18 protein-coding genes are annotated in these 20,622 nt (G+C 60.3%); 10 read left to right on the top strand and 8 right to left on the bottom strand.

Annotation, left to right across the window (positions count from 1 at the left end; all coding sequences use genetic code 11):
• Positions 1 to 210 precede the first annotated feature (210 nt).
• Together ptsP and rppH are read right to left on the bottom strand one after the other, a co-directional pair.
• Positions 211 to 2,457: a phosphoenolpyruvate--protein phosphotransferase gene (gene ptsP, locus WA302_RS18360; protein ID WP_043139841.1), complete on the bottom strand. Its 2,247-nt coding sequence runs from the start codon at positions 2,455 to 2,457 to the stop codon at positions 211 to 213.
• A gap of 12 nt (positions 2,458 to 2,469) precedes the next feature.
• Complete coding sequence (rppH, locus tag WA302_RS18355; RefSeq protein WP_004931849.1) at positions 2,470 to 2,997, bottom strand: RNA pyrophosphohydrolase; 528 nt, start codon at positions 2,995 to 2,997, stop codon at positions 2,470 to 2,472.
• A 696-nt stretch (positions 2,998 to 3,693) separates the two neighbouring features.
• Between rppH and mutH the strand changes: the two genes are divergently transcribed.
• The 4 genes from mutH to WA302_RS18335 all read left to right on the top strand — a co-directional run bounded on the left by mutH (position 3,694) and on the right by WA302_RS18335 (position 6,817).
• The gene (gene mutH / locus WA302_RS18350) at positions 3,694 to 4,380 is read left to right on the top strand and encodes a DNA mismatch repair endonuclease MutH (RefSeq protein WP_025304067.1); all 687 of its coding nucleotides are present in this window, start codon (positions 3,694 to 3,696) and stop codon (positions 4,378 to 4,380) included.
• Positions 4,381 to 4,480: 100 nt separating this feature from the next.
• Positions 4,481 to 5,197, top strand: a complete 717-nt coding sequence (locus WA302_RS18345; protein ID WP_025304068.1) for a TerC family protein — start codon at positions 4,481 to 4,483, stop codon at positions 5,195 to 5,197.
• Positions 5,198 to 5,352: 155 nt separating this feature from the next.
• A complete protein-coding gene (locus WA302_RS18340) occupies positions 5,353 to 5,571 on the top strand; it encodes a YgdI/YgdR family lipoprotein (RefSeq protein ID WP_016929923.1) in 219 nt (72 codons plus the stop codon).
• A 205-nt stretch (positions 5,572 to 5,776) separates the two neighbouring features.
• Positions 5,777 to 6,817, top strand: a complete 1,041-nt coding sequence (locus WA302_RS18335; protein ID WP_060435062.1) for an NADP(H)-dependent aldo-keto reductase — start codon at positions 5,777 to 5,779, stop codon at positions 6,815 to 6,817.
• A gap of 33 nt (positions 6,818 to 6,850) precedes the next feature.
• On the opposite strand, the gene lplT is transcribed toward WA302_RS18335, so the two are convergent.
• From lplT to WA302_RS18320, 3 genes are all read right to left on the bottom strand, one after another.
• Positions 6,851 to 8,035, bottom strand: coding sequence for a lysophospholipid transporter LplT (lplT, locus tag WA302_RS18330; RefSeq protein ID WP_261456827.1), 1,185 nt, complete (start codon positions 8,033 to 8,035; stop codon positions 6,851 to 6,853).
• Entirely contained in the window at positions 8,035 to 10,188 is a 2,154-nt protein-coding gene (gene aas / locus WA302_RS18325; protein WP_261456826.1) for a bifunctional acyl-ACP--phospholipid O-acyltransferase/long-chain-fatty-acid--ACP ligase, read from the bottom strand. The genes lplT and aas overlap by 1 nt, the downstream gene beginning before the upstream one ends.
• A gap of 345 nt (positions 10,189 to 10,533) precedes the next feature.
• Entirely contained in the window at positions 10,534 to 12,792 is a 2,259-nt protein-coding gene (locus WA302_RS18320; RefSeq protein ID WP_261456825.1) for a molybdopterin guanine dinucleotide-containing S/N-oxide reductase, read from the bottom strand.
• Between the two features lie 220 nt (positions 12,793 to 13,012).
• Here WA302_RS18320 and galR point away from each other — a divergent pair, with 220 nt between their 5' ends.
• The 3 genes from galR (at position 13,013) to WA302_RS18305 (ending at position 14,843) form a co-directional block, all read left to right on the top strand.
• Positions 13,013 to 14,032: an HTH-type transcriptional regulator GalR gene (galR, locus tag WA302_RS18315; RefSeq protein ID WP_028127674.1), complete on the top strand. Its 1,020-nt coding sequence runs from the start codon at positions 13,013 to 13,015 to the stop codon at positions 14,030 to 14,032.
• A gap of 158 nt (positions 14,033 to 14,190) precedes the next feature.
• Complete coding sequence (locus WA302_RS18310; protein ID WP_049206122.1) at positions 14,191 to 14,535, top strand: type II toxin-antitoxin system RelE/ParE family toxin; 345 nt, start codon at positions 14,191 to 14,193, stop codon at positions 14,533 to 14,535.
• 5 nt (positions 14,536 to 14,540) lie between these two features.
• Entirely contained in the window at positions 14,541 to 14,843 is a 303-nt protein-coding gene (locus WA302_RS18305; RefSeq protein WP_025304078.1) for a helix-turn-helix domain-containing protein, read from the top strand.
• A gap of 27 nt (positions 14,844 to 14,870) precedes the next feature.
• Here WA302_RS18305 and lysA read toward each other — a convergent pair whose 3' ends face one another.
• On the bottom strand, positions 14,871 to 16,133 hold the full coding sequence (gene lysA / locus WA302_RS18300) for a diaminopimelate decarboxylase (protein WP_089196221.1): 1,263 nt from the start codon (positions 16,131 to 16,133) through the stop codon (positions 14,871 to 14,873).
• A gap of 133 nt (positions 16,134 to 16,266) precedes the next feature.
• On the opposite strand from lysA, the gene WA302_RS18295 reads away from it, so the two are divergent.
• Entirely contained in the window at positions 16,267 to 17,190 is a 924-nt protein-coding gene (locus WA302_RS18295; protein ID WP_049208169.1) for a LysR family transcriptional regulator, read from the top strand.
• 27 nt (positions 17,191 to 17,217) lie between these two features.
• Here the strand turns inward: WA302_RS18295 and WA302_RS18290 are convergent, their stop codons facing one another.
• Positions 17,218 to 18,126, bottom strand: a complete 909-nt coding sequence (locus WA302_RS18290; RefSeq protein WP_025304081.1) for a LysR family transcriptional regulator — start codon at positions 18,124 to 18,126, stop codon at positions 17,218 to 17,220.
• 108 nt (positions 18,127 to 18,234) lie between these two features.
• Here WA302_RS18290 and WA302_RS18285 point away from each other — a divergent pair, with 108 nt between their 5' ends.
• Both WA302_RS18285 and WA302_RS18280 read left to right on the top strand, forming a co-directional pair.
• Positions 18,235 to 19,119, top strand: a complete 885-nt coding sequence (locus tag WA302_RS18285) for an MBL fold metallo-hydrolase (protein WP_025304082.1) — start codon at positions 18,235 to 18,237, stop codon at positions 19,117 to 19,119.
• Positions 19,120 to 19,187: 68 nt separating this feature from the next.
• Entirely contained in the window at positions 19,188 to 19,835 is a 648-nt protein-coding gene (locus WA302_RS18280) for a DsbA family protein (protein WP_025304083.1), read from the top strand.
• Positions 19,836 to 19,863: 28 nt separating this feature from the next.
• Here the strand turns inward: WA302_RS18280 and WA302_RS18275 are convergent, their stop codons facing one another.
• On the bottom strand, positions 19,864 to 20,571 hold the full coding sequence (locus WA302_RS18275) for a hypothetical protein (protein ID WP_049206125.1): 708 nt from the start codon (positions 20,569 to 20,571) through the stop codon (positions 19,864 to 19,866).
• Positions 20,572 to 20,622 lie beyond the last annotated feature (51 nt).

The following is a 20,622-nucleotide window of genomic DNA, read 5'->3' as shown; positions in this document are numbered from 1 at the left end:
CATGTCTGTTATTTTTCCCCATGCGGGGGCGGCAGGTGCCAAACGGCGACGGACATTACCTCGCGCCTTGCAAACGGCAGCATTGGCCGCTGCGGTTTGCAAGACGACGAACATGCGTCGCGCTGAGGTTGCGCATCATAACATAGGCTTGGCGCGGTCCGGGCCGGCAGCGCGGGAAAAGTTCTGTAAAAAAATCACATCGCGCGGCGATTATCTGCCGCCGCGAATCAATCCGCCCATGCCGCGTCGCTCCATAAACGCCGCCACCAAATGGCGCACTTCCGTGGTCATTTGGGTGTTCAACACCCGGAGCGCCAACACTTCCGCGTCGGCAAGGTCGATATGTCGCAGCAGGTATTTGATGCGCGCCACGCTGCGGCCGTTCATGCTCAGATTGCGATAGCCCATGCCCACCAGCAACAGCGCGCCCATCGGATCGCCGGCCAGTTCACCGCACAGGCTAAGCTGCAGCCCGGCCGCTTTCCCCTGTTCGGCGATCAGCTTCAGCACCTGCAGCATCGCGGGATGCAGACTGTCGTACAGCGAGGCTACCCGCGTGTTGTTGCGATCCACCGCCAGCAGGTACTGGGTCAAATCGTTGGTGCCTACCGAGATGAAGTCGACGCGCCCGGCCAAATGCGGGATCAGGAAAATCATCGACGGCACTTCCAACATCACGCCGATTTTCGGTTTCGGGATCGCGTAGCCAAGCACCTCTTCCACCTCGCGCCCGGCGCGGTCAATCAGGCGCTTGGCCTCATCGACCTCTTCCAGGCTGGTGACCATCGGCAGCAAAATGCCCAGGTTGCCGGTGCCGGCATTGGCGCGCAGCATGGCGCGCACCTGTATCAAAAAGATCTCCGGCTGGTCCAGAGTGATGCGAATGCCGCGCCAGCCCAGGCAGGGATTTTCTTCGCTGATCGGCATGTAGGGCAGTTGCTTGTCGGCGCCGATGTCTAGCGTGCGCAACGTGACTGGTTTGTTGGGGTAAAGCTGCAACATACCTTGATACTGCGCGACCTGTTCTTCTTCGGAAGGGAAACCGCTTTGCAACATGAACGGAATTTCAGTGCGGTACAATCCCACGCCGTCCACCCGGCCGCCCAACAGCTGTTCATGTTCCGGGCTGAGGCCGGCGTTCAACATCACCTGAACGCGTTCGCCGCTTTTCAACTGCGCCGGCTGTTCGACGTCGTCTTCCGCCAGCTTGCTCAGTTCCTGTTCTTCGCTGATCAGCCGTTGGTATTCCTGCACCAGCACCGGCTCAGGATCGACCAGCAGTTCGCCGCGATACCCATCAACGATCAGCAGCCGCTGGCTGAGCAGAGAAGGCTGGATGTCGGCGCCCATCACCGTCGGCACGCCCATCGCCCGCACCAAAATCGCCGCATGCGAGTTGGCGGCGCCGTCGCGCACCACCACGCCGACCAGGCGATCCTGCGGCACTTCTGCCAGCAATGTCGCGGTCAGTTCATCCGCCACCAGCACAAAACGCGCCGGCCACTGGGTGGCGCCCTGAGTGGTGTCGTCGAGGTGGAACAGCAGGCGCTGGCCCAGCGCGCGCAGGTCGCTGCCGCGCTCGCGCATATAGGTGTCCTGCAGTTTGGCGAACTGTTCGGCAAAGGCTTCTATCACCTGCTTCACCGCCCATTCCGCCACCGAGCCGTTATCAATTTCGGCGAACAATTCGCGCTTGAGGCGGGCATCGTTTAGCAGGTGAGAATAAAGATCGAAGATCGCCGCGCTCTCTTTTTGCGAGCTGGCGGCAAAACGCTTGCTGAAGCGACGAAATTCCGCGCCGGCCTCTTCCAGCGCCAACGTCAGGCGCTCGCGCTCGCTGGCGGTGTCCAGCGTCGACGCGCGGTAAACCTGATCGAGCGAAGGCTGGCTGCTGTCCTGCCACCCTTCCGCCACCGCCACGCCGGGCGAGGCCGCCAGCGCGCGCACGCGCGTTTGGCGATACTGGCCGAAAATGGCGTTAAGCTGCGACTGTGACAGGATCCCGGCCATCTGCGTGGCCAGGGTGACCATGAAAGACTCTTCGCTTTCGTCGAACTGGCGCAGCTCACGCTGCTGCACCACCAGCACGCCCAACAGCTGGCGCCGGTGAATGATTGGCACCCCGAGGAAGGATCGGAAACGATCCTCTTTCACCTGAGGGACATATTTGAAACTGGGATGGCTTTGAGCATCGGCCAGGTTGATAGGCTCGGCCCGGCGGCCGACCAACCCGACGACGCCCTCGTCAAACGCCAATGCGATAGTGCGCCCGCGCGGCTTTTTCAGACCGCGCGTGGCCATCAGGTAGTAGCAGCGGCGATCGTTGTCCGCCAGGTAGATGGAACACACTTCGGTGTCCATCGCCAGACAGGTTTCATTGACCAGCAGATCCAGCGCATCCGTCAGACTGGCCGCCGCGGCCACCTTCTCTACAATTTCTCGCAAGCGCGTGAGCATAGTCGGCTTAACTTAACCTCTCTTTCGGCGATAAGCGGGGGCCTGCCGCGGCGCCGCCTGCTCTTGCATCGGCATCACGGTCACGGCGAATTCTTTCATCACCCGGCGGTAAACGTCGCGTTTGAACGACACCACCTGGCGCACCGGATACCAGAAGCTCACCCAGCGCCAACCGTCGAACTCCGGCGTGCTGCTGCGCTGCATATTGATATCAGCGTCATTGCACAGTAGCTGCAACAAAAACCATTTTTGCTTTTGGCCGATACAAACCGGCTTTGTGTCCCAACGCACCAAACGTTTCGGCAATTTATAGCGCAACCAGTTGCGGGTCGAAGCCAGGATGCGCACATCCTTTTTACTCAGCCCCACTTCTTCGAACAGCTCACGGTACATCGCCTGCTCCGCAGTTTCGCCAGGGTTAATCCCACCTTGGGGAAACTGCCAGGAGTGCTGACCGTAACGGCGGGCCCATAAGACCTGCCCCTGACGATTACAGATTACGATACCAACATTCGGGCGGTAGCCATCATCATCGATCACCGGACTACCTCGATAAGCTTAAATTCGCATAGATGTCCTGATTGTTTCACACAAGCTACAGGCGGTAAACCACTGCTTTACGGTGCTGCGGGCCGGATAACATTGGGATAACTCACAGATATAGGCAAAGTTATAAACATACCCCAGCCTTTTAAGCCGGTTTTATTCACTTTTTCTGTGGATAGGTGTGTGCAGAACTCGAGGGATAAGCCGGTAAAACTCTCACACCCTCAAATATCCCCTCATACCGAAAAATACACATTTACTTTAAAAACATATAATTAACCAACAACACGCACTGGTGAACAGGTCAAAAATGTGATCTATGCACGGTAAGGATCTTACCCTGGCGAAAGATCCACCAACGCCGTTTTTATCCACAGATTATGCGGGCAAGTTACGCACAAAACGGACAAATTCGTAAAAAACCGCCTGAGTCAAGGCTGTAAATTGAACCAGTGATCGGCAAAAATTTGGGTTATCCCATAAATCTGTGGATAAATAGGTGTAAGATCCTGTTTATTGTCGGTGGCTTCAGGTGAACAAGCCCCGTGAGTGTATTGTCGGCCACGTAAGGAAAGAAAAAAAGTCATGTAAAATCATGCTACTATTATTCTTTTCCCCAGGCGACAGCGGTTATCGCTCGCCGCGTATAATTGCAGTACATTTTTCAACCAAATTCGACAGGCTTGATTTATGGCATTTTTATCCCCTTTGCCGCCCCCGCCGGAAAATGAACGGCAGCTGTTCGAGCGCGCTCAGGCGCTGGCCGGCTTCAGCTTTGGTGAACTGGCCGCCCGTGCGCAATTGCCGATCCCCAAGGATCTGAAACGCGATAAGGGTTGGGTGGGCATGCTGCTGGAGCTGTATCTCGGCGCCATGGCCGGCAGCAAACCGGAACAGGATTTTCCCGAGCTGGGCATTGAGCTGAAAACCATTCCTGTCGACGCCGCCGGCAAACCGCTGGAAACCACGTTTGTCTGCGTCGCCCCGCTCACCGGCAACAGCGGCGTCACCTGGGCCAGCAGCCACGTTCGCCACAAGCTGGCGCGCGTGTTATGGATACCGGTAGAAGGCGAACGGCAGATCCCGCTAGCCCAGCGCCGCGTCGGTTCGCCGCTGCTGTGGAGCCCGAGCGCGGCAGAAGAAGAGAGGTTGCGCCGCGATTGGGAAGAACTGATGGATCTGATCGTGCTCGGTCACGTAGAACGCATCACCGCGCGCCACGGCGAAGTGCTGCAACTGCGCCCCAAAGCGGCCAACAACAAGGCGCTCACCGAAGCCATCGGCGAACAGGGGCAACCTATCATGACGCTGCCGCGCGGTTTCTATCTGAAAAAGGGTTTTACCGGCGCGCTGCTGGCAAGACATTTCTCAATCTAGGCGATTTCGTTTAACTCTGGTTTAGCTAACCCTGTCAGCGCCGCGATAAACGCGTATAATTCACACTTTGCATTTATTTAGTATTAAGGTGTGTCGGGCAATGTTCGAATGGATTATGGATCCCAATGCCTGGTTAGCGTTAGGTACGCTAACCATTCTTGAGATCGTACTGGGTATTGATAACATCATTTTTCTGTCGCTGGTGGTGGCCAAGCTGCCCAAAGCGCAACAGAACAAAGCTCGCCGGCTCGGGCTGGCCGCCGCCATGATTATGCGTCTGGCGCTGTTGGCCTCCATAGCCTGGGTGATCCGCTTGACGCACCCGCTGTTCACCGTGCTGGATCACTCTATTTCCGCCCGCGATTTGATCCTGCTGCTGGGGGGATTGTTCCTGATCTGGAAAGCCAGCAAAGAGATCCACGAAACCATCGAAGGGTCGGAAGAAGAGCACCACACCAAGGTGCACAGCTTCTTCGGCGCGATCGTGCAAATCATGCTGTTGGATATCATCTTCAGTCTGGACTCGGTGATTACCGCCGTGGGCCTCTCCGACCATCTGTTCATCATGATGGCGGCGGTGGTGATCGCCGTCGGCGTGATGATGTTCGCCGCCCGGCCGATCGGCGAATTCGTCAATCGCCATCCGTCGGTAAAAATGCTGGCGCTGGCGTTCCTGATCCTGGTGGGCTTCACGCTGATGCTGGAAAGCTTCCAGGTGCACGTGCCGAAAGGCTACATCTACTTCGCCATGTTCTTCTCCATGTCGGTAGAGGCGCTCAATCTGATGCGCAGCAAGAAAAACCGTTCGCCGGAATAACCCTACGCGGAGGCCGCCATAGGCGGCTTCCGCCGTTTCGTTGCCCCCTCATTTCACTTTTTCTTATCAGATAAAGACTTATCTGAGACGCCCCCGGCCAAGAGTTTGCTAATCTTGAAAGAACATTGTTTTCTGCATAATCGAGGATCCGCAGGATGAAAAAGTGGGTAATGGCAGTGTCTGCGCTGGTGATGGCCGCCGGTTTGGCGGGATGTTCCAGCGACTACGTCATGGCGACCAAAGACGGCAACATGATCCTGACGCAAGGCAAACCAGAGATCGACACAGACACCGGACTCATCAGTTATAAAGATGAGAAAGGCAACCACCGCCAGATCAACGGCGATCAGGTTTCCCAGGTTATCGAACGCTAATCACCGCACGCCGGCTATCGCCCGCTCGAGCGCGGTAGCCCTCATTCGTGTCCGCACGGAATCCGCTTCCCCCATCTTCACCGCTTGGTTATAGTCAGGAAAGGCGACATCGCCGCCCGACGGACTTTGCGCCGTCTTCTGAATTGGGCTCCTGTTTCACCGGGCCGCACGGCCCGTCAGCGCTAACAAGAAAGGAAGGCCGTTAATGCAATACCACCGTATTCCCCACAGTTCTTTAGAAGTGAGCGTGCTGGGACTGGGCACCATGACCTTTGGCGAACAGAACAGCGAAGCCGACGCCCATGCGCAACTGGACTATGCATTGGCCGCAGGCGTGAACCTGATAGACACCGCCGAACTGTACCCGGTACCGCCCCGCCCGGAAACCCAGGGCCTGACCGAGAGCTATATCGGCAGTTGGATCAAAGCGCGCGGCAATCGCGAAAAAATCGTCCTGGCCAGCAAAGTCTCGGGCCCGGTGCGCGGTACCGACAGCAGCATCCGTCCGCAGCAGGCGCTGGATCGCAAAAACATCCGCGCCGCGCTGGACGCCAGCCTCAAGCGGCTGAATACCGATTATCTCGATCTTTACCAATTGCACTGGCCGCAGCGCGCCACCAACTGCTTTGGCAAACTCAACTATCAATATACCGATGACAAAGCCACGGTCACGCTGTTGGAAACGCTGGAGGCGCTGACCGAGCAGGTGCGCGCCGGCAAGATCCGCTATATCGGGGTCTCCAATGAAACGCCCTGGGGCGTGATGCGCTATCTGCAGCTGGCGGAGAAACACGAACTGCCGCGCATCGTGTCGATCCAAAACCCGTACAGCCTGCTGAACCGCAGCTTTGAGATTGGCCTGGCCGAGATCAGCCAGCACGAAGGGGTAGAACTGCTGGCCTATTCCAGCCTGGCGTTCGGCACCCTGAGCGGTAAATACCTCAACGGCGCTAAACCGGCCGGTGCGCGCAATACGCTGTTCACCCGCTTCAATCGTTATTCAGGGCAGCAAACCCAGCTGGCGATCGCCGAATACGTGGCGCTGGCCAAAAAACACGGGCTGGACCCTTCGCAGATGGCGCTGGCCTTCGTGCGTCAGCAGCCGTTCGTCGCCAGCACCCTGTTGGGCGCCACCTCGGTGGAGCAGTTGAAAATCAACCTCGACAGCCTCGACGTGATTCTGGATGAGGACGTGCTGCAGGCGCTCGAAGAAATCCACACCCGGTTTACCATTCCGGCACCTTAATACCCTGAGGGCGCAGCCTGGCTGCGCCCCGTTTCACCGCCGCTGCGACCACCACAACGCGCAAATCGCCAGCGCAAACACCACGCCAAACCCTACGCCGACGCCCACTACCGGCACGCCCAGCTTCACGACCAAAGAATACAGGCCCAGCATCAGCAACATGGCGGCGTTTTCACCCAGGTTTTGCACCGCGATCGCATTGCCGGCGCCGACCGAATGTTTGCCCCGCTCCTGCAGCAACGCGTTGAGCGGTACGACGAAGAAGCCTCCCAGCATGCCGATGATCGCCAGCAAGACGTAGGCATTGAGCATGGTCGTTTGCAGCGCAAACACCGCGACCGCGACGCCGATCAGGATCCCGGCCGGCATACAGCGTTTCACCGTCTCCAGCGTGACGAAGCGCGCGGCGGTGCCGGCGCCCACCACGATGCCGACGGCCACCATGGCGTTCAGCAGCGTCGGCGTGGCATTATCGGCAATACCCAGCGCCACCGGCACCCACAGCACCAGCAGAAAACGCAGCGTCACGCCGGCCCCCCAAAACAGGCTGGTGCCGATCAGGGAGAAACGCGTCTGCCCATCGCGCCACAGCGTAACGCAGGCGGTAAAGAAACTGTTCGTCATGGCCCGCGGCCGCCATGAAGCCCCCGGGCGCGCCGCCGCCAGACGCGGAATATACAGGTTGGCGACCACTGCCCCCGCGTAAACCAAGGCGCAGGCCGCCAGCGCCGCGACCACATGCCAGTCCGCCAGAATACCGCCGGCCACCGAACCGGTCAGAATGGCCGCGATGGTCGAGGCCTCGATCAGGCCGTTAGCCTTGACCAGTTTCTCGCCGCTGGTGATCTCGCCCAGAATGCCGTATTTGGCCGGTGAATATGCGGCGGCCCCCACGCCGACCAGGCTGTAACCCAGGAACGGGTTCCCCCCAAAACAGATCACCAACGCTCCCGCCAATTTTAGGGCGTTGGCGAACATCATCACCCGCCCTTTGGCAAAGCTGTCGGCGATCTGCCCGACGAATGGAGCCAGAATGATATAGGTGGCGACAAAGGCCATCTGCAGGATCGGCTGGCTCCAGTCTGGATACAGCTGCTGCTTGATCAACGCCAGCGTGGCGAACAGCAACGCATTGTCGCCGAACGCCGAGAGGAACTGTGCGCTGATCACCGCGATCATGCCGCGTGACAACAAAGGGGACTCGGTCGAAGGATTCATCAGGCACTCTCCGGCTGTTCGGCCATATGACGCAGGGTGACGAAATCGGGTTTGCCGCTGCCGAGCACCGGCAGCGTTTTCAGCAGGCGAATATCGCGCGGCACCGCCAGCTCCGGGCTACCCAGTTCACGCGCCACCCGCAGCAATGCCTCGCGGGTAATAGCGGGATCGGTGGTGAACAGCACCAACGCCTCCCCCTTGCTGCTGTCGCCTTTGACCGTGGCGGCATGCAGTTTTTCCGGCGACAGCCGTTGCGCCAGCAGTTCGACGCTCTCCAGCGACACCATCTCACCCGCCAGCTTGGCGAAGCGTTTCACGCGGCCGCGAATGGTGCAGTAACCCTGCTCATCCAGGCTGACGATATCACCGGTGTCATACCAGCCCGGCTGCAGTACACCATTCGCATCTTCCGCCGCCGGCGGCTCCAGTTCGCCGGGGCGCTCAACCCGCAGATAGCCTTTCATGATATTCGGCCCCCTCAGCTGCAGACGGCCGCCGTTATCAATACCCGGCACCGCGATCAGGCGCGCCTCCATCTGCGGCATGATGCGGCCGACGGTGCCCACCTTGGTCGCCAGCGGCACATTGATCGAGACCACCGGCGCGCACTCGGTCACGCCATAGCCTTCCAGAATGCGGATGCCGTATTTGTCCTGATAGATCTGTTTGGTGCTGTCCGCCAGTTTCTCCGCACCGGCCACGACATAGCGCAGGCGGGCAAAATCATACGGATGCGCGAAGCGCGCATAGTTGTTAAGGAAGGTCGCCGTGCCGAACAGCACCGTGCAGTTACGGTCATACACCAGCTCCGGCACCACGCGATAGTGCAGCGGGCTGGGGTAGAGGAAAATGCGGCTGCCGGTGATCAGCGGCGTAAGCAGCCCCACCGTCAGGCCGAACGAGTGGAACAGCGGCAGCGACGACATGAAGCGGTCGCGCGGCGTGAAATCGGCGATGGTGCGGATTTGTTCTACGTTGGCCAGCAGACTGGCGTGCGAATGCACCACGCCCTTGGGGTGGCCTTCAGATCCAGACGTGAACAGGATCAGCGCCGCGTCCTCCGGGCGTTGCGGCAACGCCGCGCGTTGCGGCTGCAGCAAGTGACGCAGGATCCACAGCTTATCCGCCAGCGTGACGGTGTCTTTCAGATCTTCCAGATACATCCAGTTAGCCTGCGGCACCTGTTCCGGCAGGTGGGTCAGCTTGCCCTTCTCCAGAAACTGGCGCGAGGTGACGATGGTCTTGATGCCGGCGGCCGTCATCGCGCTGTTCAGGCCCTTGGCGCCGGCGGTGTAGTTGAGCATCGCCGGAATGCGATTGCGCAGCGAAGCGCCGAAGATCGCCGCCGCGGTGATAGTGGCGTTCGGCAACAGCAGCCCGACGAGTTCCCCTTCGGCGGTAAAGCGTTGCAGAATGCGGCTGACACCCAGCGATTTTTTGATCAGCGTCTGGTAGCTGTCTTCTTTGAAAGCGATGTCTTCGATACACGGTTTTCGGCGCCCATAGCGGTGCTGCGCTGCCAGCAAGGCATGGAACAGCGTCTGCGGTTCGCGCGTGTCCATCCGCGCCCGCATCATAATCTGCATCAGCCGATCGCCCGCCAACGCCCGGCGATCGCGCGCACGCGGCGCCTCCGGCATCGGCAGCGTGGTTGGCGGCAAGATGCGAATGTTGATTTGCGGGAACCAGCGGATCTTGAACACCCCAGCCATACGGCCGAACGGGCTGAATTCGGGGCCGTCGATCCGCACCGGCACCACGGTGGCGCCCGATTTGGCGGCAATAAACGCCGCGCCGTCGTAAATTTTCATCAGTGCGCCGGTCACGGTGATGCGCCCTTCAGGGAACACCACGATCGGCCGTCCCTGTTCGACCATCCGCACCAGCTGCTTGATGGCCATCGGCTTGGTAGGATCGAGCGAGACAAAATCGATGTAAGGCCGCAGCCAGCACATAAACCAGCTCTCGCCGATGCTGGCATAGACCGCAAACACCGGTTTTATCGGCAGGAACAGCGCTAACAGCACGCCGTCGAGGAAAGAGACGTGGTTCGGCGTAATCAGTAATTTTTGCCGCTCGAAGTGCTGGACGTCCCCTTCGACCCGAACCCGAAACAACAGGCGAAACAGCGCGCGCAGCAGTGAAAAGATCATGCCCTTCTCCCTTGACCATGGAGGCGTAAATCGTTGTAGGGAAAAGAATACTATATGGCAGGCAAAAAAAAACCTACGCATCCGCGTAGGTTGGTGCAATTGAAAATGGCTTCAACATACAGAGTATGCTGATTTCTCACCAATCAATACCTCTGGGATCACCTACTCTAGAGAGATGGCGTGCAGGAAACTACCGCCGAATCGCAAGAGTTCTGCTCCAAGTGCAACCAGCTGTAAATTTCCCGCGATCTGCTGTAATAACTCAATGAAACTTAAACCTTCCCGCAGCGACGATAAAATAAATATAACAACGATGAGCCGGTGACCCAGACGTGAAATCTTCACTCATCGCGCGCTGACCTCCACCAGACAGCTCATGGCGTTCGGCCCCTGCGTCAGCGGCGAGGTGCCGATATCGAGCGTCAGCACGTTCGGGTTGCCCGCCTGCTCGACCGGTCGGCGCTGCGCGTCGTAACCCGGCTCGAACCAGGCACCGGTCGCCATCAGCACCACGCCGCGCGTCACGCCATCGGTGAGCGATACCCCCGCCAGACAGCTGCCGCGTGCGTTGCTAACCAGCACTTCGGCGCCGTCCGCCACGCCGCGCGGCGCCGCATCGTCCGGATGCATGTACAAGGTTTCGCGCCCGGCAGTCTTGTTGCCCTGCGCCAGCGGCGCCGGATCCATCTGGCTATGCAGGCGATCGCTCGGTTGAATGGAGATCAGGTGCAGCGGCCAGTTTTTGGCCTGCGGCGCGCCCAGCCACTCCACCGGCGGCCGCCACTGCGGATGCGGCGCGAAATCTTCGTAGCGATAGCCGGCGATCCGCTCGCTGAACAGCTCTATCTTGCCGCTGGACGTTTGCAGCGGGTTAGCCTGCGGATCGGCGCGGAACGCCTCAAAAAAGACGAACTCTTTGGCCGGCGCGGGCAGTTCGACATAGCCCCGGCGCCAGAAATCCTCAAACTCGGGCCAGGCGACGCCGGCGCGCTGCTGCGCTGCGCCGCATTGCCGGTAGATAGCTTCGATCCAAGCCCGCTCGTCGCGATTCTCGGTAAAGCGCTCACGATAGCCGAGACGCTCCGCCAGATCGGCGAAAATATCGAAATCGTTGCGCGCCTGATGCTGCGGCGCAATGGCCTGATGCATCGCCAACACGTAGCGATCGCGCGACGAGCCGCCGATGTCGTTACGCTCCAGCGAACTGGTGACCGGCAGCACGATGTCCGCCATTTTGGCCGCCGCCGTCCACCAGATATCTTGAACGATCACCGTGTCCGGCTTCTGCCACCCCTCCACCAGCCGATTCAACTGCTGATGATGATGGAACGGGTTGCCGCCGGCCCAGTGCACCAAATGGATATCCGGATAATGCCGCGTCTCGCCGCAAAATTGATAGGCTTCGCCGGGGTGCAACAGCATGTCGCAGATGCGCGCCACCGGGATCGCCAGCCCGGCCGGGTTTTCGCCTACCGGCATGGTCGGCGCGGGGGTATCGACGCGCGGGTTGCCGACGCCGTTCATCGAGCCGTGGCCGAACGAGAAGCCGCCGCCCGGCAGCCCCACCTGGCCCAGCATCGCCGACAGCGCGATCATCATCCAGTACGGTTGTTCCCCCCGATGTGCGCGTTGCACGGAGTAGGAGCAGGTGATGAAACTGCGCACGCCGATCAGTTGCCGCGCCAGCAGCGCAATACGCACCGCCGGAATGCCGGTAATGGCGCTGGCCCAGTCGGGGGTTTTCGCCACGCCGTCACCGGCGCCGTTCAGGTAATCCGCCAGCTGTTGATAGCCTACGCAGTGGCTGTGCAGGAAGGCTTCATCCTGCGCGCCCAGCCGCTGGATTTCATAAGCCAGCGCCAGCATCAGCGCCACGTCGGTATTCGGCCGGATCGGGATCCATTCCGCGTTGACGAACGCGGGGCAGTCGTCGCGCATCGGGCTAATGTTGATCACCGGCGTGCCCTTATGCGCCAGCTTTTGCAGCCAGGGTTTGAGCGCATGTTCCGCCGCGCCGCCGGAAGAAACCTGAGCGTTTTTCAGCGCCAGCCCGCCAAACGCCACAAACAACTCACAATGCTCCACCACGCTCGGCCAACTGGTGACGCGCCCGGTCAAGGGCGAGAAAGTGCCGATCACATACGGCAGAAAGAACTGCGCCGCGCCCCAGCTGTAGTTGCCCTGCTGATCGACCCCGCCGCCGCCGCCGAAGTAGAACCGCCGCACCAGCGAGCGTGCATGGTGCAGCCGCCCGGCCGACGACCAGCCATAAGAACCGGTGAACAGCCCGGAGGCGCCGTAGCGATCGCGCACCCGGCGATTCTCTTCCGCCACCAAATCGAGCGCTAACTCCCAGCCCACCTCGACGAAATCTTCCCTGCCGCGCAGCTTACGGTCGCTGCCCTCGCGCTTTTGCAGCCACGAGCGGCGCACCGCCGGTTTGCGAATGCGTTTGTCGGAGTAGACCATCGGGACGATGGAATCGAGCAGCGGCGAAGGGTCGGGATCGTCGACGAAGGGTTCACAACGGATAAGCCGACCGTCTTCAACCACGGCGGTATAAGCGCCCCAATGGGCGAGCTGCGGATAGCGTTTAATGGACATGGCATTCTCGGCGCAAATCGGAATGCACAGACGTTACCTCAGCCCGGCGCCAGTGCCAACGTACAAATTGCGCTATCGTTCGGTCGTCGATGGTTATGCGTACAGACTCGAAGAGATTCTGCAACGGCCGCCACAAGTTGCGCACGAGACCGCTTGCGGCCCCGGTTTTTTTCCGCAAAACTGGGGGATGTAAGCGATTACCCAGGATGTGTTGACTGATATGGCTACGATAAAGGATGTTGCCAGGCTGGCGGGTGTTTCCGTGGCCACGGTATCCCGCGTGATAAACAATTCCCCCAAGGCCAGCGAAGGGTCGCGCACCGCGGTGCTGGCCGCCATGGAACAACTGCAGTATCACCCTAACGCCAACGCACGAGCGCTGGCGCAGCAATCCACCGAGACGCTGGGCCTGATCGTCTCCGACGTTTCCGATCCCTTCTTCGGCGCAATGGTCAAAGCGGTCGAGCAGGTGGCCTACGCCACCCATAATTTTCTGCTGATTGGCAACGGTTACCACGACGCCGAAAAAGAGCGCCAGGCGATTGAACAGCTGGTGCGGCACCGCTGCGAAGCGCTGGTGGTGCACGCCAAAAGGCTGAGCGATCAGGAACTTTGCGGCTGGATGCAACAGATCCCGGGCATGGTGCTGATCAACCGCACGCTGCCGGGCTTCGAAACACGCTGCGTGGCGCTCGACGATCGCTACGGCGCCTGGCTGGCGACCCGTCATCTGATCCAGCAAGGGCATCAGCGCATTGCCATCATCTGCTCCACCCACCAGATTTCCGACGCTACCGACCGGCTGCAGGGCTATCTCGACGCGCTGCGGGAACACGGTATCGCGGTGGATGAAAAGCTGATCGCCTATGGCGAACCGGACGAGATCGGCGGCGAACAGGCGATGACCGAGTTGCTCGGCCGCGGCCGTTCGTTCTCCGCCATTACCTGCTATAACGATCCGATGGCCGCCGGCGCGCTGTCGGTGCTGAGCGATAACAGCGTCGACGTACCGGGGGAAATTTCGCTGATCGGTTTCGACGACGTGTTGATTTCGCGCTACCTGCGCCCACGCCTGACCACCATTCGCTACCCTATCGTCGCGATGGCCACCCAGGCGGCAGAGCTGGCCCTGGCGCTGGCCAACCGGCAACCGCTGCCGGAAATCACCAACATGTTCAGCCCGACGCTGGTGCGCCGCCACTCGGTCGCCACCCTCAACAACGCGCACGAACAGCCGTAATGACATCGCTGCATGGGTGAGCAGTCACCCATGCGTTCATATTGCGTAGCCCGCCGCATTTCCCGCTTTTGGATTTTTTCCGCTCCCTGCGTTCGTGCATATTGATCGAACAATAACCTTTACGCTATATAGCCTAAACGCTATATTCTGAGCGTGTCATGTGGCAAGTGGTGACCGTCGAACGGTTCGACGACTGGTTTTTAGCGCTGAACAACGCCCAGCAAACCAGCATCCTGGCGGCGATCTTCAAATTACAGACGTTCGGCCCGCAGTTGGCGCGGCCGCACGCCGATACGCTGCATTTTTCCGACGCGGCCCGGCAGTTGAAGGAGCTGCGCGTTCAACATCGCGGGCGCCCTTTCAGAGGGTTTTTCGCTTTTGACCCACAGCGGCAAGCGGTATTGCTGTGCGGCGGCGATAAAACTGGCGACAAACGCTTTTACCAGCGCATGTTGCCCATCGCCGCCATGGAGTTTTCACATTATCTGGCAACCCGGAGGTAGTACAGATGGCCAAACCTTTATCCCAACTGATCGATAAACTCGATCCCGCCGTCGTTGCCGCAGCCAGGCAAAAAGCGGACAAGGAAATTTTCGAACTGCGGCTGGCAATGCTGAGGGAAGAGCTGGCGGTCTCTCAGGTTGAATTGGCGAAGCGGCTCGGCATCAGCCAACCCTCCGTCGCCAATTTGGAAAAGCGCGGCAGCGAAATAAAGCTGTCGTCGCTCAAACGCTATATCGAGGCGATGGGCGGCACGCTATCGCTGGATGTGCAATTGCCCAATGGCCAGCACCGCCGCATGACGCTGTAAAGCGGGCGCCAGGCGCCCGCCCGCTGATCAGATAAGCTCCAGCGCGATCAGTTCTTCGATGGTTTGGCGGCGGCGGATCAAGCGCGGCTCGCCGTTTTCGAACAGCACTTCAGGCAACAGCGGACGGCTGTTGTAGTTGGAGGACATCGATGCGCCGTAGGCGCCGGTATCGTGGAACACCAGATAATCGCCGATCTGCACCGGCGGCAGCTCACGGGTTTCCACGCCGCCGCCCGCCTGCTGGGTGAAGACGTCGCCGGATTCGCACAGCGGCCCGGCGATCACCGTGTCGCGCAGCGGTTGCCCCGAGGTGTCACGCCCATCGGCCGGCAACAGCGAAATATGGTGATAGCTGCCGTACATCGCCGGGCGCATCAGATCGTTAAAACCGGCATCCACCAGCACAAAGTGGCGGCTGCCCATGTTTTTCACCGCCCGCACCTCGGCCACCAAGACGCCCGCTTCCGCCATCAGGAAACGCCCGGGTTCAATCTCCAGCTGCACCGGGTGCCCCAGATGCGCGGCGATGCGCTCACGCGCCCGGTTCCACAAACCGAAATAGTGTTCGGTATCGATCGCCTCTTCGCCGTACTGATACGGGATAGACAGGCCGCCGCCGGCGGAAATGGCGCTGATGTCATGACCGAGATCGATCACCTGCTGCACCATCGCATCGCAGACGCGCTCCAGATGCTGGTAATCGACGCCGGAACCGATGTGCATATGCACGCCGATCAGTTTCAGGCCGTAGCGGCGGATTTTCTCCACCGCCTGCGGCAGATCGGCATACCAGATGCCGTGCTTGCTGTTTTCGCCGCCGGTGTTGGTTTTCTGGCTATGGCCGTGGCCAAATCCCGGGTTAATGCGCAGCCACACCGGATGCCCTGCGGAAACCTGGCCGAGCTGATCCAGCATGTCGATGGAACCGGCGTTAACCGGGATCTTCAATTCGCTGACGCGCGCCAGCGTGGCATGATCCAACACGTCCGCGGTAAACACGATCTCACTCGGTTCGCCGCCCGGCTGAAAACCAGCCTGCAGCGCCCGTTCGATCTCGCCCAGCGACACCGAATCCACCTTCACGCCCTGCTCGCGCATCAAACGCAAAATATGAATGTTCGAACAGGCCTTCTGTGCGAAACGAATGGTGTCGAAGTGGCGCAGTTGAGCGATGCGCTGGCTGATGATGTCCGCATCATAGGCCCAGACCGGGCAACCGAAACGCTGCGGCAAGGCCAGCAGGTTAGCGGCATTCAACGCGGTGGAGGTGTCGTGCAACGAGCGAGGCATGGCGATATTCCCAATTCGAAAATGACGGCAGATAGAGTCATAGTGCCGCACGCTGAACTGGGTGGAAAATATCTATTTAGCCGCAGTCTATTCATTTATGATATGGCTTTCTCTACAGTCGAGCGGCCTTGCCATGCACAGCATCTCTTTGCGGCAGATAGAAATCTTTCGGGCGGTGATGACCACCGGCAACCTGACCGAGGCGGCGGCCCTGCTGCAAACCTCGCAACCGACCGTCAGCCGCGAGCTGGCGCGCTTTGAGAAGCTGATCCGGCTGCAGCTGTTCGACCGGGTGCGCGGGCGCTTGTCCCCCACGGTACAGGGCCTACGGCTGTTCGAAGAGGTGCAACGCTCCTATTACGGCCTCGATCGCATCGTCAACGCCGCCGCCGGCATCCGCCAGTTTCAGCAGGCGCAGCTGTCGATCGTGTGCCTGCCGGTATTTTCCCAATCGCTGCTGCCGGCGGTGTGCCGGCCCTTTATCGAACGTTACCCGGAAGTCAGCTTCAGCGTGATCCCGCAAGAGTCGCCGCTGCTGGAAGAGTGGTTGTCGGCCCAGCGCCACGATCTCGGGCTGACGGAAACCACCCTGACGCCGGCGGGCACCGAGCGGGTAACGCTGATGACGTTGAATGAAGTCTGCGTGCTGCCGGCGGGCCATCCTTTGCTGGCGAAAGACCCACTGACGCCGCAGGATTTCGCCGGGCAGAACTTTATCAGCCTGTCGAGCACCGACAGCTATCGCCACTTGCTCGATGCGCTGTTCGCCGAGCAGGGCGTCGAGCGCCGCATGGTGATGGAAACGCACAGCGCGGCGTCGGTGTGCGCCATGGTGAGGGCCGGCGTGGGGGTGTCAATCGTTAACCCGCTGACGGCGCTCGACTATGCCGGCAACGGCGTGCACGTGCGATCCTTCAGCATCGACGTACCGTTCACCGTCAGCCTGATACGGCCGCTACACCGCCCTTCGTCGGCGCTGGTGACGGCCTTTATCGACCATTTGCATCAACAGGCCGCACTGTTCTCCGCTCGCCTGGCCGCTGCCGTCAAGCGGTGAAAACGGCGTGGGAATGTTGCCGAAGCCTCAGCGCAGCGTCGCCTGCCACTGCGGATCGCTGGCGAACCACTCCACCAGAAAGTCCAGCATGGTACGCAAGGTGGCAGGCATCTGGCGGCGCGAGGTGTAGATGCCGTAGATGCCCATCGACTGCGGCCGGTAACCCGGCAGCAGCTCCACCAATTCGCCGCTGGCCAGCAGCGGCGCCGCCGAATAGTAGGGCTGCATGGAAATGCCCGCGCCCTGCACCGTGCCGGCCATCAGCACCACCGACTCGTTGGCGCTCAGGTTGCCGCTGACCGCCACCGCCGATTTCACCCCCTGAGCGTCAAAGTGCCACAGGCTTTTGCCGAAATAGGAATAAGTCAGGCAGTTGTGCAACGCCAGATCCTGCGGCTGGCGCGGCGTGCCGTGCGCCGCCAGATACGCCGGCGCGGCACACACCACCGATGCGCAGGTGGACAGCGGCCGGGCGATCAGGTTGGGATCCAGCTCGTTGGTGATGCGCAGCGCCAGATCGATGCGCTCTTCCACCAGATTCACCGCCCGGTTGTTCATCTGCAGATCGACCGCCACCTGCGGATGGCGCTTCAGATACTGAGCGACCGCCCCCACCAGCGCCGTTTGCCCGAGCGATTGCGAACAGGTGATGCGCAGCAGGCCGCGCAGTTCGTCGCTCTGCCCTTCCTCCACCAGATCGATTTCCCCCGCCAGCGCCAACATTTGTCGGCAGCGCTCCAAAGTACGCTCCCCGGCGTCGGTCAGACTAAGCTTACGGGTAGTGCGGTGCAGTAAACGCGCCCCGGCCCATTGCTCCATCTGCGCCAGGTAGCGCGTCACCATCGCGCGCGACATCTCCAGCGTTTCCGCGGCGGCGATCATGCTGCCGCGATCGACGATGGTGACAAAAACCTCAGCGGCGGTAATGCGATCCATAATTAGTCCGATTTATGCAACGAATAATTGCTTATTATCCGGTTTTTCTATCGCTTTATGCAACCTAACATCATTACAACATTAACCGATACCTAAGGACCTCTGCCCATGTTTAAGAAATCACTGTTAACTCTGGCCTTCACCGGCGTCGCCACCCTGAGCACTTACGCCACCGCTGCCGATACCCTGACCATGGAAGTGTATAACCCAGGCGAGAAAAGCGTGTTCCCGGTGTCTTCCGAAATCGTCAGCGGCAAACACGAAGTGGCGCTGATCGACGCTCAGTTCCAGCGTAACGATGCTGAAGAGCTGGTGAAAAAGATCAAGGCGACCGGCAAGAAGCTGACCACCGTTTATATCAGCCACTCAGACCCGGATTTCTATTTCGGTCTGGACGTGATCAAGGCGGCCTTCCCGGAGGCGAAAATCATCGCTTCGCCTGGCACCATCAAAGACATCAATGCGACCAAAGACGGTAAAGTTGCCTACTGGGGCCCGATCCTGAAAGACAACGCGCCAAAAACCGTGATCGTGCCGCAGCCGCTGCAAGGCGATAGCTTCACCATCGACGGCCAGAAAGTGGAAGTGAAAGGCTTGAACGGCCCGACCCCCGATCGCACCTTCGTGTGGATCCCGGCGCTGAAAGCGGTCGTGGGCGGCGTCGCGGTCGCCGGTGACAATATCCATCCGTGGATCGCCGACAACCAGAGCGTGGAATCGCGCCAGCACTGGCAGCAGACGCTGAAAAATATCGAAGCGCTGAAGCCGCAGGTCGTCGTACCGGGTCACTTCCTGCCGGGCGCCGCGCAAACGCTGGCATCGGTGCACTTTACCCAAAAATACCTGACCACGCTGGAAGCCGAACTGCCGAAGGCCAAAGATTCCGCCGCGCTGATTGAAGCGATGAAAAAGCACTACCCGACGCTGAAAGACGAATCGAGCCTGGAACTGAGCGCAAAAGTGCTGAAAGGCGAGATGAAGTGGCCGCAATAAGCGCCCCTGCGTGATTGAACCAGCCCTGGCGCCGCGGTGAACTGCCGCGCGCCAAGCGAGGAGTAAAAATGACCGAAACCACTCTGCATTATATTTTCGATCCGCTGTGCGGCTGGTGCTACGGCGCCGCGCCGCTGGTGAAAGCGGCTCAGAGCCTCCCCGGGCTGAAGGTCGTGCCGCACGCCGGCGGCATGATGACCGGCAACAACCGCCGCCAAATCACCGACGAATGGCGCAACTACGTCATTCCGCACGACAAACGCATCGCCGAGATGACGGGCCAGCCTTTTGGCGAAGCCTATTTCAACGGCCTGCTGCGCGACACCACGGCAGTGATGGATTCCGAGCCGCCGATCACCGCTATCCTGGCGGCGGAGAAACTGGCGGGACGCGGGCTGGACATGCTGCACCGCATTCAGCGGGCGCACTACCAGGAAGGCCGGCGCATCGCCGACACGCCGGTGCTGGAAGCGTTGGCGAAAGAGCTGGGGTTGCCTTCGGCGGCGTTTATCGCCGAAATGCGCTTTAGCAGCGGCGCGCCGACCGCGCAACACATCGCGGAAAGCCGGGCGCTGCTGGCCAAAGTGCAAGGCCAGGGCTTCCCGACCTTTGCGCTGCAGGACAGCGAAGGCCGCCTGCATCTGCTGCCGGCCGGCAACTATCTGGGTAACGTGGAAGCCTGGAAAAACCTGCTGGGCGCCGCCGCGCTGGCGTAACCCTTCTCGCCCCGATCGCCGGGGCGGGTCATTCGACCCGCACGAACCGCCCTTCCGCCCGCACGTTGTGACCGAACCCGCAATCCCCCCGCGTGTGCATCTCCAGCGCTTGCTCGCCAAACTCCAGCATGACGTCGCAGACCTGCGCGCTTTCCGAGTCATGCTGATGGTAGACGGCTTTGCCGTGCTCAATGGGCAGCTCGGCGGTGAAATCGCCCATGTTCGGCCCGTAATACAACCCCATCTGCGGCATGGCGTAGCCGGAAAAATCAATCAACCACCGCTCGCCCTGCGGCTTCACCGTCACTTCGCTCCACACGCCGCGCCCGGCGTATTGCCAATACACGCCGGCCGGCCCCTGCGGCTGTGGCCACTGCGCCAGGCGTTGGCGCAACAGGCTCATGTTGTGCTGCGATTTGTCATCGTGCGGCGCCAGCGCCAGATAGGCCTGCGCCTTGAGCAATTCGCCGGCGTGCATCAGCGACAACGCCACGTTGTTGTAAGCCGTGGCGACAGCCTGCTCGCTCAGGCCGCAAAACTCGCTCCAAGCCGCCTGATCGCGAAAGATGTCGGCGGCTTTAGCGTAATCCTGCCGCTGATAGGCCTTTTTTCCCAGTTCGGCGTAGCTCGCCACCTTTTGGCAGTCGGCGGCGATGTCCGGCTCGTCAATGTGCGCCCAGGCCCGGACGCTGGCGAAGACGCCGCAGGTCAGCAACAGAGGAAACCAAGCCTTCATCGTTTATCCTTTCTGCAAAAATTCGGCGCCAGTATAACCGCCCGGCGCCGG

This window comes from Serratia sp. 201, from assembly GCF_037027545.1.
In the GTDB taxonomy this organism is placed as follows: Bacteria; Pseudomonadota; Gammaproteobacteria; order Enterobacterales; family Enterobacteriaceae; genus Serratia; species Serratia bockelmannii.
Note: the sequence above shows the minus strand (reverse complement) of the source record. Positions and strands in the feature narration are given on the sequence as shown.

What these genes read in the sequence shown, in the direction of transcription:
- ptsP (WP_043139841.1), bottom strand. Translation starts at nt 2,457, where the DNA reads ATGCTCACGCGCTTGCGAGAAATTGTAGAGAAGGTGGCCGCGGCGGCC.
- mutH (WP_025304067.1), top strand. Translation starts at nt 3,694, where the DNA reads ATGGCATTTTTATCCCCTTTGCCGCCCCCGCCGGAAAATGAACGGCAG.
- WA302_RS18345 (WP_025304068.1), top strand. Translation starts at nt 4,481, where the DNA reads ATGTTCGAATGGATTATGGATCCCAATGCCTGGTTAGCGTTAGGTACG.
- WA302_RS18340 (WP_016929923.1), top strand. Translation starts at nt 5,353, where the DNA reads ATGAAAAAGTGGGTAATGGCAGTGTCTGCGCTGGTGATGGCCGCCGGT.
- WA302_RS18335 (WP_060435062.1), top strand. Translation starts at nt 5,777, where the DNA reads ATGCAATACCACCGTATTCCCCACAGTTCTTTAGAAGTGAGCGTGCTG.
- lplT (WP_261456827.1), bottom strand. Translation starts at nt 8,035, where the DNA reads ATGAATCCTTCGACCGAGTCCCCTTTGTTGTCACGCGGCATGATCGCG.
- aas (WP_261456826.1), bottom strand. Translation starts at nt 10,188, where the DNA reads ATGATCTTTTCACTGCTGCGCGCGCTGTTTCGCCTGTTGTTTCGGGTT.
- WA302_RS18320 (WP_261456825.1), bottom strand. Translation starts at nt 12,792, where the DNA reads ATGTCCATTAAACGCTATCCGCAGCTCGCCCATTGGGGCGCTTATACC.
- galR (WP_028127674.1), top strand. Translation starts at nt 13,013, where the DNA reads ATGGCTACGATAAAGGATGTTGCCAGGCTGGCGGGTGTTTCCGTGGCC.
- WA302_RS18310 (WP_049206122.1), top strand. Translation starts at nt 14,191, where the DNA reads ATGTGGCAAGTGGTGACCGTCGAACGGTTCGACGACTGGTTTTTAGCG.
- WA302_RS18305 (WP_025304078.1), top strand. Translation starts at nt 14,541, where the DNA reads ATGGCCAAACCTTTATCCCAACTGATCGATAAACTCGATCCCGCCGTC.
- lysA (WP_089196221.1), bottom strand. Translation starts at nt 16,133, where the DNA reads ATGCCTCGCTCGTTGCACGACACCTCCACCGCGTTGAATGCCGCTAAC.
- WA302_RS18295 (WP_049208169.1), top strand. Translation starts at nt 16,267, where the DNA reads ATGCACAGCATCTCTTTGCGGCAGATAGAAATCTTTCGGGCGGTGATG.
- WA302_RS18290 (WP_025304081.1), bottom strand. Translation starts at nt 18,126, where the DNA reads ATGGATCGCATTACCGCCGCTGAGGTTTTTGTCACCATCGTCGATCGC.
- WA302_RS18285 (WP_025304082.1), top strand. Translation starts at nt 18,235, where the DNA reads ATGTTTAAGAAATCACTGTTAACTCTGGCCTTCACCGGCGTCGCCACC.
- WA302_RS18280 (WP_025304083.1), top strand. Translation starts at nt 19,188, where the DNA reads ATGACCGAAACCACTCTGCATTATATTTTCGATCCGCTGTGCGGCTGG.
- WA302_RS18275 (WP_049206125.1), bottom strand. Translation starts at nt 20,571, where the DNA reads ATGAAGGCTTGGTTTCCTCTGTTGCTGACCTGCGGCGTCTTCGCCAGC.